Below are 15,483 nucleotides of genomic sequence, written 5' to 3'. Positions count from 1 at the left end.
CATATGAAACTGAAAGGGTTGAAGGTGGGCCTGGCTGTTACCGGCTCTTTTTGTACGTTTGATAAAATCGAAGAAGCGGTAAAGGTTCTGGTGGATGAGGGGGCCAATGTTTATCCCATTTTTTCCACCAATGTTCAAAATACCGACTCCCGATTTGGAGATACGGGAGAATACATGAAACGGATCGCCGGCATGACCGGCAACAAACCGATCCTGACTGTAGAGGAGGCGGAGCCGATCGGACCCAAAGGGTATTTGGATGTGCTCCTCATCGCCCCCTGCACCGGCAATACCTTAGCAAAGCTGGCTAACGGCATTACCGACTCCCCGGTGCTGATGGCTGCCAAAGCCCATCTAAGGAACGCAAAGCCCCTGGTCATCTCCATTTCCACCAACGATGCCATGGGAATCAATTTTAAAAATGTAGGAACATTATTCAATGTAAAAAATATTTATTTTGTTCCCTTCGGGCAGGATGACCCGGTCAAAAAACCAACCTCTCTCATCGCACATACGGAGCTGATCCGGGATACTCTGGAACTGGCACTGGAAGGAAAACAGATTCAGCCGGTGATTTTTTAAAAAAGAATTATTTTAACGCAAAAAGAACCTCAGAAATAGCAGATGCTGCTTCTGAGGTTCTCCTTATTGTTGTGATTTTATATAAATCCGGTTCATGTAACTGTTTGTTTCCTTTGGATCTTTTTGATTATAGCTCATTAAGTAGTGAGTTTTTGATTTGTCGTAAATTTCAAAACCAGCACGTTCAAACAGCTCTTTCAACGGACTGGAGCGCAAAACAGTGATAATCACCGGCTTGCCGGTTTCCTCCGAACGGGATGTCAGTTGGTGAATAAAGAAAACCTCCAGCTCCGTTTCACAGGCATGGGGCAATAGATATATGGAAACGTCTCCGATCCTGTCCTTTTGCTCTGTGAAAGAAAAAAAGCCAATGATCCGGTCCTCCTGCAATATCTTATAAATGCTTTTCACCTGCAGCATGCGGTGAAAGCTGTCCGTACTTATAATGGTCTGAATTTCATCATTCCAGCCGCCATAATATTGATCTGCATCGTTCTTACAGCAGGCTCTTCTAATATCTATGTATATTCCCAAATCATCTGTACCGGCTTCTTGTATGGAGAAGCCCCGATTTATGAATTCGTCTGGTAATATCATATTTCCTCCTGACTGTCATACATCCACTCTTAATACTTTCATTATATTCCATAAACCATGAGATAACACCTGGTGCAGCAAATAAAAACAGGCTCTATGCGGAATGTTGGGAATATGTTTTCAAGCACACTCCAACATTCCGCATAGAGCCTCACATTATTTTTGCATAATATGAATGGCAAAGCCGCCATATTCTCCGTCTAAATAAATATTTTTTAATGCGCCTTCCTCTGTATAAGCAGCCGTTTCCATATTGAAGGAGAATCCCTTTTCTTTCAATTCCTCTACTGCTGCCGTTAAATCAGGGGTACGCATGGCAATATGGCCATTGGAACCCAGGAACGGATTTTTCATACATTCAAAGTATGGACCCGCAAATTCTGATTTCTGTCCATGGCGGGGTTCAAGGTTAAACATCATTCCTAAAAGCTGTGCAAGCTTCTCCGCCTCTTCTGCATCAGGTGTATTGATGCCAACATGTTCTAATTCAAACTTATTTGTCACAATTATCCCTCTTTCTATCTTTAAGTTCTTTCAAGGTCCCTTCTTTGCCCCTACATAGGGAACATTAAGAGTGAGCCAGCGGTCAAAGCAATCAAACGAATAAAGTATTGTGGAATCGTAAATTTCCAGAATTCCGATATTTTATAATTTCCAACCCCCATTATCATTGCAGGCATACCATCAATAGGAAGGAAATGTCCACACCAGCCAGATATTACGATTGCACATGCGGCTGCAGTAGGATCAAGTCCAAGACTGGTACATGTGGCAATGGCAAGAGGGGTAAATACATAAACGGTTCCAATGGTGGAGCCAGTCATTGTTGCCAGCACGCTTGTAAGGATACAGAATACAAGAATCATAAGGAAAGGATTGATGTTTGTTCCAAGCATACCTGCTACGGTTGAACCAACCAGATTGGTTAATCCGGTGCTCCCAAGTGCATCAGCAATCCCGATAACCCCAGCTGACATAAGTATGATAGGTGCACATATGGCATCACGTATTTCTTTGAAATCCATTACGCCAATGACAAGGATTACTGCTACCGACAGACCAGGAATTGCATAGCCTGCATCGCCAATAAAACTCTGAAGTATCATACCTATTACTGCAGCTACGAAAGCAACATATGTTACCTGCTCTTTCCACTTAGGCAGAGTACTGACAGCTTCTCCCTGCGCTTTTGCTGCATCTGTAACTGCAGCAATTGGGTGGTTTGGAAGGAATTTGTACTGAATCACACAATTAAGCAGGAAACCAAGTGACAGTATTAAGTTAATGATTGCAAACTTAACCACAGAAACCTGTGCAAGAACACCAGCACTGTTGAGAACAGCAATTACGATACCATACTGCAGTGCAGTGTTAAATGGCAGCAATGGGTGGTTCGCTGCAAAGCCCGCAGTCATAATAACTTTTGATGGAGGCAGCTGTTTGTTTTCCGGCAAGGCGGAAAGTAACCCTAGGGTCAGAACGTAGTATGCCGTTGAACCAGTTCCAAACAAGCTGCAGCCCAGCATAACAATTAAAATGATAAACAAAAATGCCTTGAACTTTCCTTTGTTTGCTATGTGAAACATGGCATTTTTAAAAGCCGTAATAAAGCTTGTTTTTTGAAGTGCAGCAATAATTGCCATAAATTCAGCAAGCATAATAATTGTAGAATTAGAAAATCCGGCAAATGCGCCTTTAATATCAGTGATTCCAAAAATGACAAGCAATAGACACGCCAGTAATGGCGGGGCGCCAAATGGTAGTTTGTCTGCCATAATCAGTATAATCATGAATACTGTGATTGCTAAAGCAATAATCATTTGAGGTGTCATAGTATTTTCCCTCTAGCCTTTCTCGGTGTCATAGTGCACGTTCAACTCCGTGTCAGGTACATGTATGACACATTTCGTTATATTTTTTGTATTATTTCAAAGTGTAAAACGAAAGGATTTATAAATTATCAGTGGCTTTTCGCCGCCGTGGGATTGTAGAGACCAACCTGCTCACGTTTCTCCCCAAGAATATCTTTTTCACTGAACTTTATATACTTTACTCCTTTGCGGGTGCGTGCAGCATATGCAAGGTGTAACATTCCATCTTTGCTTTGCATGATATACGGATACTCATACTGCAGATTGTTTGTCTTATTCTCATCCCCCATAAAGCCTTCGCCCCGCTCCAGCCAGCGGATGATTGGAAACGTCTGGCCGCCATCTTCTGACAGGGCTACTGCTACCGGACAGCGCAGCCCTGGCCAGGAAGCCTTTCCAGGCTTGGGAAAAGGTGTGCAGGTCGGATTGTATGCGATAGCAATACGTCCGCTCTGAAGCCTTATGGCGCTTATGCTGGAGTTATTGTTTGGCAAAGGCGTTGGTTCCGGCTCGCTCCAGGTCTCTCCCCAGTCAAAGGATTCGCTTCGATGTATACGATAGGCTTCACGATTTCGCATAAAAGCTACCAAATGTCCGGAATCAAGCTCAACCACATTGGCATGGACATGCCCGTTGCTCTTAGGCATCATTACCTTTTTCCAGCTCTTTCCCTGATCATAGGAGATGCGAAAAACCGTTGGATCACCAGACAGACCTTCTGAAGAATCGGTACAAATCCAGTTTGAAAATATCCATACACCGTTTGAAAGAACCTGAATCGGCTGGCGGCAGAAGGTTCCCTCCTCCGGGAAGTATGTTTCATATGGTCCCCAGGTTTTTCCTCCGTCACTGCTCTTCTGGCATCGGACTACAGCGGTATACTGCATATTATCTTTCCCCTCCTGACGGTCAAGCTGAGCCGTGTACATTGCCCATACTTTATTATCAGGACCATAGAACAGCGAAGGATTCTGCTCACTGCGTGCCGGATCGTTAGAAATATCTTCTGGAGGCAGCCATTTTGTGCTTCCCTTTGGAAGGATTGAGCAGACAATATGAACATCAGCACTGCCTTCATAGCTTCCGGCAAACCAGCAGCAAAGCAGATCACCATTCGGAAGCTCCAGCATTGCCGGAGCGTGTGCAGTCGGATAGCCGCCATTTGGCAGCAATGCTTCATATACGTTCATTTCTTCATTTTCGTAAATAGTTCCATCCCAGGTGAGACCTGGAAGTTTTGGATATTGCATAATTTTCCTCCTTATTACTGGTAAATATAAAATAATTAGCGATTACACCGTATACCTTCAGATAGGTCAGCAAGTTGTTGTAATCCCCCTCCCCTCTTCTTCTACTTCCAGTCAGAAAGCTGTTTGAGAAGAACTGTTTTATTCTTGATGACATTATGACATATCAATTGTAAATTTACATTAAAAAAAAGTACAAATATGTTGCATTTTAGAACAATTGCCAGGGTAACTGCGTTTAAAATTGAAATATAACCATAATATAATCATAATTTTTTATTGAAAGTTTTATTTTTTATCGGATAAGCACAAAAAAACGGAAACCAGATAAACATCTGTTTCCGTTTTATTATTAACCGTATCAATATGATAACCATGGATTGCTGCTGTTATTAAAGTACATTGTCCCATTTTTACTTATTTTTCAGCTGAATTCGTCTTATAAACTTCATTACTTCCATTATTGGAATGATAGAAACAGCAATCAGAACCGCTGTAAAATACTCCGTCAATGAAATATGTTCAAACTCAAATGCATTATTTAAAAATGGCACATAGATAACTGCCGTTGTCAATAAGAAAGACGCCAGAAGTGAGGCGAATAAAAACTTATTGCTTGTCTTCAACCGAAAGATTGACTCATGCCTTGAACGCATATTAAAGGAGTGAAACATTTCAAGGAGGGACAGGGATAAGAAGGCCATTGTCATACCGTCAGCACTTTCCGCAATTTCCCACAATCCGCTTTCCATATAATGACCTACAAAATACGCCAAAAGAGTAAGACCACCGATTACGGCTCCCTGGAATAATGTTTCACCAGCCACACCATCGGCAAAAATCCCATCTTTTGCATTTCTTGGATTCCGTTTCATAATATCGGCCTCCTGTTCCTCCATACCGATTCCTATGGCTGGGAAACAGTCCGTAATCAAGTTTATCCATAACAGATGAACCGGTTTTAATATGGTAAAGCCGAGTAAACTGGCAATGAATACCGAAATAACTTCTGCAAGGTTTGAGGATAAGAGAAACTGTATAGCTTTTCTTATGTTGTCATAGATTCGTCTTCCCTCAGCAACCGCACTGACAATTGTTGCAAAATTATCGTCTGCCAGAACCATGTCTGCAACGTCCTTTGTAACATCCGTTCCGGTAATTCCCATACCAACGCCGATATCAGCTTCCTTAATGGAGGGGGCATCATTAACACCATCTCCGGTCATGGCTGTAACTCTGGATAATTTTTTCCATGTTTTTACAATACGCGTCTTATGCTCCGGCTGAACCCTGGCATACACGGAATACTCATGGATGTCTTTCTCAAGCTCCTCATCAGATAGTTTATTTAATTCGGCTCCAGTAATGGCCATACCCTCATCTTCAAGGATACCAAGTTCTTTTGCAATTGCAACTGCAGTATCCTTATGATCTCCGGTAATCATAATTGCCCGGATTCCAGCTTCCTTGCATTCCTTGATTGCAGGTTTTACCTCGGGTCTTACCGGATCAATCATGCCGGATAGGCCAACATAGATTAAATCATTTTCGATATCTGCAGGCTGTGCGGAAGAAGGCAATTCAGACCATTCTCTCATAGAAGCGCATAAAACCCTAAGGGCTCTATCTGCCATTTTCTTATTGGACGCAATGATTTCCGACCGGAGTTTTTCTGTCATTTCTACTATATTGCCATCAATATAAGCCCTGCTGCACCTCTTAAGCACCTCATCCGGTGCCCCCTTGGTAAACTGAAGGACGGTACCGTCAGACTTTTTATGAAGAGTTGACATCATTTTTCTAACAGAATCAAACGGTGCTTCCGCTACTCTGACATATTCCCTGGCAAGTTCCGGCTTGGACAAGCCATTCTTAAATGCATCATTGACAAGCGCACATTCTGTAGGCTCTCCAACCGCCTGAAAGGTATCCAAATCCATTTCCGCATCAGAGCAAAGAGACATTGCCGTCATAAGAAGTTTCTCATCGGAACAGGAATGTTCTACAACAGTCATCTTATTCTGGGTCAGGGTTCCGGTTTTGTCAGAACAGATAATTTGTGTACATCCAAGAGTTTCTACTGCCGTAAGCTTTCTTATGATTGCATGTTCTTTTGACATCTTTGTAACGCCAATGGAGAGAAGTATGGTGACAACTGCTGCAAGACCTTCCGGAATGGCAGCTACTGCAAGAGAAACTGCAATCATAAATGTATCAATGAGAGCGTCAAGATGAATCTCACCTCCAGCCATCATTATTCGGAAAATATCAACAGCAAACATAAAGGCACAAATTGCCAGAACCATAATTGATAGTGCCTTTGAAAGCTGATTCAGCTTTATCTGCAACGGAGTTTCTTCATCCTTAGCCGTATTGATCGCGTCCGCAATACGTCCAATCTCCGTATTCATTCCGGTGTAGCAGACAACCGCCTTTCCGCGGCCGTAAACAATGGTAGAGCCTGTATAAACCATGTTCTTTCTATCACCAAGAGCAACCTCTTTTAAACCGGTTCCTATTACCTTTTCCGTCTTTGTTACAGAGGTGGATTCTCCAGTCAGCGCAGCCTCTTCCACTTTTATGCTGGCACATTCAATTAATCTTGAATCCGCAGGTACTGCATCCCCTGCTTCTAAAAGAATAATATCTCCCGGAACAAGTTCTTCTGAGCGGACACTTTCGATTTTATCATTTCTTATTACATTTGAAGTCGCGGCAGCCATATCCTGCAGTGCTTCTATGGCTGCCTCTGCCTTTGATTCCTGATATACCCCAAGTGCTGCATTGATTGTAACAACAAGAAGAATGATCAAAGTATCTATCATGCTTTCACCCTCATAGAGTGAAGTAATTCCCGAAATAACTGCTGCAGCAATAAGTACAACATTCATAAAATTAATCAGTTCGTTAAAAAACTTTTGAATCAGGCTGGGTTTCACACCTTCTTTTAATCTATTCAAACCATATTTTAATTTTCGTTCCTCAACCTGAGCGCTTGTAAGGCCGTGGGCCGATGTTTCAAGTTTTTTAAGTACCTCAGAGGACTCCATTAAATACTCTTTTTGCATTTTTCTTCTCCCGCATTTTTTTATGAAAGATTCCATATCCAGAAAATTTTTAACAAGGTGGTTTTGCTATATGTTCTAAAAAAAGTCTGCCCTGCAGCAACGTAAAAGTGACATATTCTACATTACGAAAGAGCAGACATAAGTCTGAGCAGATTATTTTACTGTTTCATTGATATATAAATTTTTCATAAATTTTATTTCATACCCTTATCTGCATTTTCCTTAAGCACTTTTGTGAGAGCTTCGATGCCTTCCTCGCAGAGATAGTTAAATGGTCTTCTGCAGTCTCCTACCGGATAACCTAACATAGCCACCGCTTTCTTCACAACCGTATTGGGGTTTCCATATTTAAATACAGCTCTAAAGCTTGCAATGGATTCCTGAACCACTTCCGCCTCTTCCAATTTCCCCTCAATGAATAAGTTGTAAATGGATGACAATACCTGTGGATATACGTTGGAGCAGCCTGCAATACCGCCAAAGCCGCCTTCTTTCAGGCTGGGAAGTATGAGGGAATCATTTCCGGAAAGAACATAGAAATCTTTTTCAAGCTCACGGGTCTCTGTAATATAAGCTTTCAGATTCTCCCAGTCACCGCTTGAATCCTTAGCACCAATAATGATGTCTACGTCTTTTGCAAGCTTTGCAACGGTTTCAGGAAGCAGCTTATTGCCGGTACGGGCCGGAATGTTATAAAGGACGATTGGAGTGTCCACATGCTTTGCGATCTCAACATAGTGATCATATAATTCTTTTTGTGAAGCAACGGCAAAGCTTGGGGTAATAATTGACAAAACATCTGCCCCCAGTTCTTCCGCTTTCTTACTCATACGAATGGTATCTTGTGTGGATATTAACCCCGAACCAGCATATACAGGGACTCTCCCCTTAACCTGGTCAATAGTCGCTTCCAGAACTTCAATTTTTTCTTTCTCGCTTAAGATATAGCCTTCTCCATTTGTTCCAAATGGAAAAATCCCATGTACGCCGCCGCTGATAAGACGTTCCACCTGATTCCGCAGCTCGGTAAGATTTACAGATTCATCTGCATTCATTGGTGTTAAGATTGGTGTAATAATACCTTTTAATTCTACTTTCTTCATGATTGTTACCCTCCAAAGTTTATTCAATTATTTTTAGTGCAATTCTGCACAGTATATCCTCTGTTCCAAAGCCTCCGGACTTAGAGATTATCTGTTGGCAATGTCCTTCCCATAAAAGTTTGCAAACTACCAATCCTGGTTCTATCTCACACACTGGTTCTATGTGCCTACACCCAACCAGTTTTAAATACCCCATAAGTGTATCTCCTCCCGTCAAAAGGAACGTTAAATCAATCGGCTCCTCTGCAAGAGCTTTTACGATGCGGCCATGAGCCTGTGGAATCAGAGTTCTTAAATTATCCAGTTCCTTGCCTTTGTCAGCCATAAAATCAGCAATATTTTCTTCCGTATCAAAAGAATCCACAATTACCTTTTGATTGGTTCTGCATAGGTCTATCATTTCCTCCAGAAATTTTTTTCCTTCCGGAGTCTCATAATAACCGGCAGAGAATTTCTGCTTCATGGTAAGTTTCTTCCTGATAAAACTGTCATTTTGCTCTGCATATTCCAATTGTCTAAGGGTAATCTTATTTAAACTGCCGCATGCCACATATAATCCATCCGTCTTTTCATAGGATGATACTTCTCCGTAGTCAAATGGGATTTTTTCCGCCAATCGCTCTCCAAGCACCGCGCAGCCTGCGATAAGCTGCAATCCATCCGCTTTAACCAATTTGTCCAAAATATCATCTATATTTTTCACCGTTTCCGTGTCACATACAATAATTTCCGATCTGGAATTAGACTTATCCGCAATCGGTTCTTCCGCACTTTTGCAAATGACAGGTATGTCACTTTGATCCCTTATAATGTCTGGGATATACGATCTTGTAACAGGTTCAAATGGATCTTTTCCAAATACACTGTTTTCCAGTAAATCCCCGGAAATATAGTGTACTCCGCCCTTTGTAATTCTTCCGATTTCAGGGTGCCCTGGGAGGAAATATATCGGAAAATCTTTCACCGCATCAGCTACTGCCTGGAGCTCCGAACCGATATTCCCACGTAAAGCTGAATCCGTTTTCTTAAATATAATTCCAACGCCTTTTTTGTGTGCCCAATCAGCAATGTTTTTTACCACTTGATAAGACTCATTTGCCGACATAGGTCTGGACTCTGAATCTACAACTATAACTTCAGTGTCCGCTTTTACATCACTCTCATCCAGCTTCCCTTCCGTGAAAACCTGAGTACGGATACCACGTTTTGCAAATTGTATCCCCGTATCCAATGCCCCAGTAATATCATCTGCTATGATCAACATCTTTACCATACGATCCCCCTCCGTGTACTACTTATTTGATGCCAGGCGAATCGCATAGTCTATTGAATGAGCAAGGCTTAACTCGCTGGAGATTCCTTTTCCAGCCAAGTCAAAGCCCGTTCCATGATCGACAGATACTCTTACAATCGGAATACCAAGTGTTATATTTACACCTGATACCGCATCCCATTTTTTAAGTTCTTTATTATAATTGAAGCCTTTCACCTTTAAGGGGATATGTCCCTGATCATGATACATTGCAACAACAATGTCATACCAGCCACCCAAAGCTTTTGAAAAAATCGTATCAGGAGGCGTGGGTATTCCTTCCGGAATGCAGATTCCTTCTGCAATCGCCTCATTAATTGCCGGTTGGATCTCTTCTATCTCCTCCGTACCAAACAACCCATTTTCGCCGCTATGGGGATTCAGTCCAGCTACTCCGATCCTGGGTTTCTCAATGCCTATTGCTTTACATCCTTCATTTGCTATTCTGATAACTTCCAGCACTCTGGCTTTTTTTACCAGATCACAGGCCTGACGAAGGGAAACATGAGTGGATACGTGCACTACCCTTAAATCTTCATGGGCCAGCATCATAGTATACTTATCTGTGTGAGTGTATTCTGCATAAATTTCTGTATGACCGGAATAATGATGTCCCGCCATATTGATTGCTTCTTTATTTAATGCATTGGTTACCGTCGCATCAACGGACCCATTCATTGCCAGTTCAATTACTTTGACAACATACTGAAATGCCGCCTCTCCGCACATCTTAGATACTTTTCCATAAATATGTTTTTCCATATTAACCATACCCATGTCATACACATCAATGGTTCCATATTCAAAGACTGCATCTTCCACGTTCTTAACCGCATGGATTTTTATTTCATCTTCCTTTTTCAGTATTTTTACAATATCTTCCATGCAATTAGCATCACCGATTATGATTGGACGACACTTTTCATATATCTCTTTGTTAAGCAATACCTTTACTGATAACTCAGACCCATTTCCCGCAGGATCACCCATAGTTATTCCGATAACCGGTCTTTTCTTCATTGTCTCACCTTCCTTATTTAAGAACCTTTAAATAAATATTTCTTATATCTTCAAGGCTTAATTCCTTTCTATTATTAACAAGTAATCTCTGCTGTTTGCTTCCTGCATCCACTAAAATTTCCAAGTCTTCTTTCTTAACGCCAAACTCATTTAAATCCGTAGGAATATTAGTGGACTTCACAATGTCTGCAATCTGGTCAATGACATACTGTGCCTTTTCAGACGCAGTTTTTGCCGATAGACCTTGGAATACCGCATCATATAACTCTGCAAGTCTGTCTTCGCATGCATCTTTATTAAATTCCATAACATGTGCAAACAAAATTGCATTGGATACACCATGAGCAATATGATATTTACCTCCAAGAGGATAGGATAGCGCATGAACTGCTGTTGTACCACTTCCAGTAATAGCTACTCCACCATAAAAGGCACCTAAAAGCAGATTATTCTTTGCTTCCAAATTATCCGCATCGTTATATGCTTCTCTAATATTATTAAAAATCAATTTTGCTCCAGCAAGTGCATATGTGTCAGAAAGCGGAGTTGCTTTTTTTGATGTAAAACACTCCACTACGTGAGCCAATGCATCGACTCCAGTAGCTGCAACCAATGATTTTGGAAGCTTCTTAATGAAATTTGCATCAAGAATTACATAATCCGGTATCATGTTGTCATTTACAATCCCTTTTTTCGATTGCTCTTCCGGAATTGCAACAATTGCATTGCAAGTAGCTTCTGAGCCAGTGCCGCAGGTAGTTGGAATCATAATTGTTTTCAACTGCTTTCTCGCCTGTGACGGATCATCCAATAAATCTTTTACGGAGTATGAAGCACCTTTTAAAACAGAACAAAGTTTAGCAACATCCATAACGCTGCCGCCGCCAATGGCAATAATCAGATCCCCATCATAGTCCTCTGCTTCTTTTATCACTCGTTCCGCATCCTGGTATGCCGGCTCAGGAGTCAAACTATCATATACTTTGTATTCCGTATTATTTTCATCCAAAAGTTTTGTCAGGATATCAAGGAGTCCATGCTCCCGTATCCCTTTATCTGTAAATATAATTATTTTCTTTGAATCTTCTTTTTTAATAATTGCATTTACGTTTTCGATACATCCTTCTCCGCCATATACGCAAGATGGAATTTTAATTTGATAGCTCATATCAGTTCCTCCTAGATTTTTTCTCGTCTCAATATAAAACATTTAATCTATATACCAATATTATACTATCAAAATCCGCCGATTCAAGCGAATTACTTTTTAATTTACGTCTTATATTAATACATATCATGATTGAATCGTTGCTTTTTGCGACATATGATATTATAATAGTATCATAAAACAACGATTAAAAAAGTTTAGAACCAATAGGAGAATATATGCAGAAGGTTAAGATACTTGCCGTTGCCCCATACGAGGGAATGACAGAAATTTTTGAGAACATTTCTAAAAACCGTGATGATATTGAATTGACGATACAAACCGGGGATTTGAATACCGGGCGAAAGATTGTTGAAAACCTGGCTCACCAAAACTACGATGTGATTATATCAAGAGGCGGTACGGCTGAGTTAATCCGCTCTTCCGTTGAAATACCAGTTGTAGATATATCAATCTCTGGCTATGACATTCTACGCAGCATTAAATTAGCGGAAAGTTACTCCGGCAAGCTTGTAATTGCGGGATTTTCCGGAATCACCAAGCATGCACGGGTGCTCTGTGATTTGCTGCAATATGATATTAATATTATTACATTTACAAGCGAAGATGGTGCTCTAGCCGCTCTCCGTGCAGCAAAAAACGACGGAGCATCGCTTGTTCTCTGTGATATGACTGGAGCAAATTACGCTAAAATATTAAATATGAACTCGATTCTCATAACTTCAGGTACGGAAAGCATTAATGACGCAATCAATGAAGCAAAGAAATTAGTCCATTCCTCCAAGCATGTGCACAAGCAAAAGAAACTGTTTCAGAGCCTGCTCACCGATGAGGACAGAGAGTTTCTCATTTATGATCCCGCAGGTTCCCTATGGTTTTCCAGTTTTTCCATTGACGGAATGAATGTATCGCTGATGAATGTGGTCCAAACATACCTGAAAGCGTTTTTAAAGGTACCAAACCAAAGCGTTTCCAGACAGATACGTGACAAAATATACACGTTTACATGCCGGCATCTCTATATAGAAGAGCAAAAATACACTGCCATCATAATAAACCAAAAGCCCGCACTTTTTAATGAGGATGACATCGGAATCACCATATATAACAAGCCCGATTCCGACTCCACAAATTTTTCAAGCTTCTTTGGAAGCTCCAATAAAATCGGTAACACGGCCCATATCATAGAAGAATACAGCAAGAGCTACCTTCCCGTACTAATTACCGGAGAAGACGGCACTGGCAAAGATAAGGTGGCATCTCTTATGTACGAAAACGGTCCATATAGTACATCACCGTTTTACGTCATAGACTGCAAATTTATCAGCGAACGGAAATGGAACTATATCATAAATAATGAGAATTCACCACTTGCAGATGTACATTCAACTATATATTTTAAAAACATCTGCATGCTCTCTCACTCGCAGACTGAAAAATTATTCAACTATATTGACCACACAGACCTTGCAAAACGAAACCGCCTGATTTTTTCTCTTTTAATTACCAATGAGATGTCACCAGAATCTACAACAATGAAAAATTACTTAGAAAAGCGGCTTTCATGTTTAACCTTAAATTTGCTGCCTCTAAGAGAAAGAAGTGACGATATCCCCAGTATTACCGCTTTATATCTCCACAAACTAAATGTATCACTTGGAAAACAGATTATTGGTCTGGAAGCCGAAGCAATGGAAGTTTTCACCGCATTTCCCTGGCCCCACAATTTAGATCAGCTGCAGCATGTGCTGAAAGAACTTGCCGTAGTCACTAAAACTCCTTATATCAAATATAATGATGTAAAATATTTCCTCGATCAGGAGACCCCAAACGTACCCTCACCGCCTTCGGTTGATTTGGATTTAACTCAGACGCTGGATGAAATAAACTATCAAATTATACTAAATGTCTTGTCGGAAGAACATGAGAATAAGGAAAAAACTGCAAGCAGGCTGGGAATAAGCAGAAGCACTTTATGGAGAATTTTGAAAACTCATAATGGAGTGTAATATAATAGTTACTTCTTACTTGAACTCTTACTACAAAATAATAAGCCATTATGAAGAAATGCTATATATTCTTCATCCTCGTCAGGTCGTTATAGAATATGACTTTTCCCACTACTACATCTAATTATAATGGGATAATTGATTCAAGAATATTCACTTTTTACTTGAACTTTTACTACGATATAATTAACCACATAATAAATACCAGTTTGCATATTTTTTAATCCGATGCTATGATAATTACATCAGAACATATGATCACTGCAAAAAGTAAGAAACAATACACTTTTATAAAATTATCTGTCAATAAGGCTATGGCAAAATGATATAAGAATCACCTGTTAAAATTAAAAAAAATCATTATACACCAACATTTATTGCAATATCTGTTACTTTTTTAGAATAGTAGTTTGTATATAATATTTAACAAAATCAAGGAGATAATATGGAATCTTATTTTGTTGTAAACGGATCAATAAACAAAAAAATACTAAACAGTATAAAAAAACACTTATACCCACCTTCATTTACACGTTTTATCAATATTACTATATTCATATCTGGAGCGCTGGCATTTTTCTTTTTTCTTCTAAAAATCAATTTACTTACAATCATTTTTTTAATAGGTGCCTTAGTCATTTATGTCGAAAAATTGCTTTCAAGAAGAATACTTATTAAAAAAATACTCAACATAATAGGTCCTGGACAGTCCAGCTTTAATTATAAACTAAATTTTTATAATAGCCACATGACTCTGTCAGATGAATTAAATGAGTCTGGTTTTGATATCAATTACTCGAATATCAGCCGGATTACTGAAACAAAAGAGAATATTGCATTATTTACTCGTGAAAATATGTGTTTTCCTATCAATATATCTTTTTCAGATAATAATGAAAAATATGAATGGTTGGATTATATAGTAGAGAAAAACAAAAAAATCAAGCTATACAATATACAGTGAGGAGATTTCTCATATGGAATATTCAATTGAAGCGGTAGGTGTATCAAATAAAGAAACATTAATGGAGACTAGAAAGTACCTGCTTCCTGGTTATGTCCGACCCTTGACCACGGTAGTATGCATTGTATTTTTGTGTCAAGCTATATATGAACTCATCCATGCATCACCATTCATGTCGTTCTTTTTTTTATTTTTAGCCATTATTGTTAATATAATATATCGCTACAGTCTAATTTCCGTTGTTAATCGACATATGCAAATTATAAAAGGTTACATGCATACTGAAGATATGATTTATCAGCTTAGATTTGGTGAAGATCACCTCTACTTAAGCAATAGTACTACAAGCAAGTGTACTCAAATCCCTTACTCTAATTTTACCGAAATAATTGAATCAAAAAATCTATACCTCTTGAAAACCAGATCAGGCAAACACGTTTTCATAACAAAAGATTCACTCAAAAATATATTAGCTGATGATTGGAAAAACTTTTTAAGAAAAAAATGCACTACTGCTAAATGCATAAAATTTAGAAAATAAG

Annotated in this window: 13 protein-coding genes; 4 read left to right on the top strand and 9 right to left on the bottom strand. The window is 39.7% G+C overall.

Features of this window, described 5'->3' with window-relative positions:
• Positions 1-3: 3 nt before the first annotated feature.
• Complete coding sequence (locus VIG27_RS01095; RefSeq protein ID WP_394524506.1) at positions 4-582, top strand: dipicolinate synthase subunit B; 579 nt, start codon at positions 4-6, stop codon at positions 580-582.
• A 63-nt stretch (positions 583-645) separates the two neighbouring features.
• Here the strand turns inward: VIG27_RS01095 and VIG27_RS01090 are convergent, their stop codons facing one another.
• From VIG27_RS01090 to VIG27_RS01050, 9 genes are all read right to left on the bottom strand, one after another.
• Positions 646-1,179, bottom strand: a complete 534-nt coding sequence (locus tag VIG27_RS01090) for a hypothetical protein (protein ID WP_394524504.1) — start codon at positions 1,177-1,179, stop codon at positions 646-648.
• A 156-nt stretch (positions 1,180-1,335) separates the two neighbouring features.
• The gene (locus VIG27_RS01085; RefSeq protein WP_394524503.1) at positions 1,336-1,683 is read right to left on the bottom strand and encodes a VOC family protein; all 348 of its coding nucleotides are present in this window, start codon (positions 1,681-1,683) and stop codon (positions 1,336-1,338) included.
• A gap of 50 nt (positions 1,684-1,733) precedes the next feature.
• Entirely contained in the window at positions 1,734-3,011 is a 1,278-nt protein-coding gene (locus tag VIG27_RS01080) for an SLC13 family permease (protein WP_394524502.1), read from the bottom strand.
• A gap of 128 nt (positions 3,012-3,139) precedes the next feature.
• Positions 3,140-4,300, bottom strand: coding sequence for a sialidase family protein (locus VIG27_RS01075; protein ID WP_394524501.1), 1,161 nt, complete (start codon positions 4,298-4,300; stop codon positions 3,140-3,142).
• A 410-nt stretch (positions 4,301-4,710) separates the two neighbouring features.
• Positions 4,711-7,365 carry a cation-translocating P-type ATPase gene (locus tag VIG27_RS01070; RefSeq protein ID WP_394524499.1) on the bottom strand — a complete coding sequence of 885 codons (2,655 nt, stop codon included), beginning with the start codon at positions 7,363-7,365 and terminating at the stop codon, positions 4,711-4,713.
• Between the two features lie 194 nt (positions 7,366-7,559).
• A complete protein-coding gene (gene dapA / locus VIG27_RS01065) occupies positions 7,560-8,468 on the bottom strand; it encodes a 4-hydroxy-tetrahydrodipicolinate synthase (RefSeq protein WP_394524498.1) in 909 nt (302 codons plus the stop codon).
• 19 nt (positions 8,469-8,487) lie between these two features.
• Positions 8,488-9,741, bottom strand: a complete 1,254-nt coding sequence (locus VIG27_RS01060) for a four-carbon acid sugar kinase family protein (RefSeq protein WP_394524497.1) — start codon at positions 9,739-9,741, stop codon at positions 8,488-8,490.
• 18 nt (positions 9,742-9,759) lie between these two features.
• Positions 9,760-10,800 (bottom strand): 4-hydroxythreonine-4-phosphate dehydrogenase PdxA, encoded by a 1,041-nt coding sequence (gene pdxA, locus VIG27_RS01055; RefSeq protein ID WP_394524496.1) that lies wholly within the window; start codon positions 10,798-10,800, stop codon positions 9,760-9,762.
• 13 nt (positions 10,801-10,813) lie between these two features.
• On the bottom strand, positions 10,814-11,968 hold the full coding sequence (locus VIG27_RS01050) for an iron-containing alcohol dehydrogenase (protein WP_394524495.1): 1,155 nt from the start codon (positions 11,966-11,968) through the stop codon (positions 10,814-10,816).
• A gap of 218 nt (positions 11,969-12,186) precedes the next feature.
• Between VIG27_RS01050 and VIG27_RS01045 the strand changes: the two genes are divergently transcribed.
• From VIG27_RS01045 to VIG27_RS01035, 3 genes are all read left to right on the top strand, one after another.
• Positions 12,187-13,977, top strand: a complete 1,791-nt coding sequence (locus VIG27_RS01045; RefSeq protein ID WP_394524494.1) for a sigma-54-dependent Fis family transcriptional regulator — start codon at positions 12,187-12,189, stop codon at positions 13,975-13,977.
• A 445-nt stretch (positions 13,978-14,422) separates the two neighbouring features.
• Positions 14,423-14,941 (top strand): hypothetical protein, encoded by a 519-nt coding sequence (locus tag VIG27_RS01040; RefSeq protein WP_394524492.1) that lies wholly within the window; start codon positions 14,423-14,425, stop codon positions 14,939-14,941.
• A 13-nt stretch (positions 14,942-14,954) separates the two neighbouring features.
• Positions 14,955-15,482 (top strand): YcxB family protein, encoded by a 528-nt coding sequence (locus tag VIG27_RS01035; protein ID WP_394524490.1) that lies wholly within the window; start codon positions 14,955-14,957, stop codon positions 15,480-15,482.
• Position 15,483 lies beyond the last annotated feature (1 nt).

It is taken from the genome of Lacrimispora sinapis, assembly GCF_043633585.1.
GTDB lineage: Bacteria > Bacillota > Clostridia > Lachnospirales > Lachnospiraceae > Lacrimispora > Lacrimispora sinapis.
This window is presented reverse-complemented; position numbering and strand designations above follow the sequence as displayed.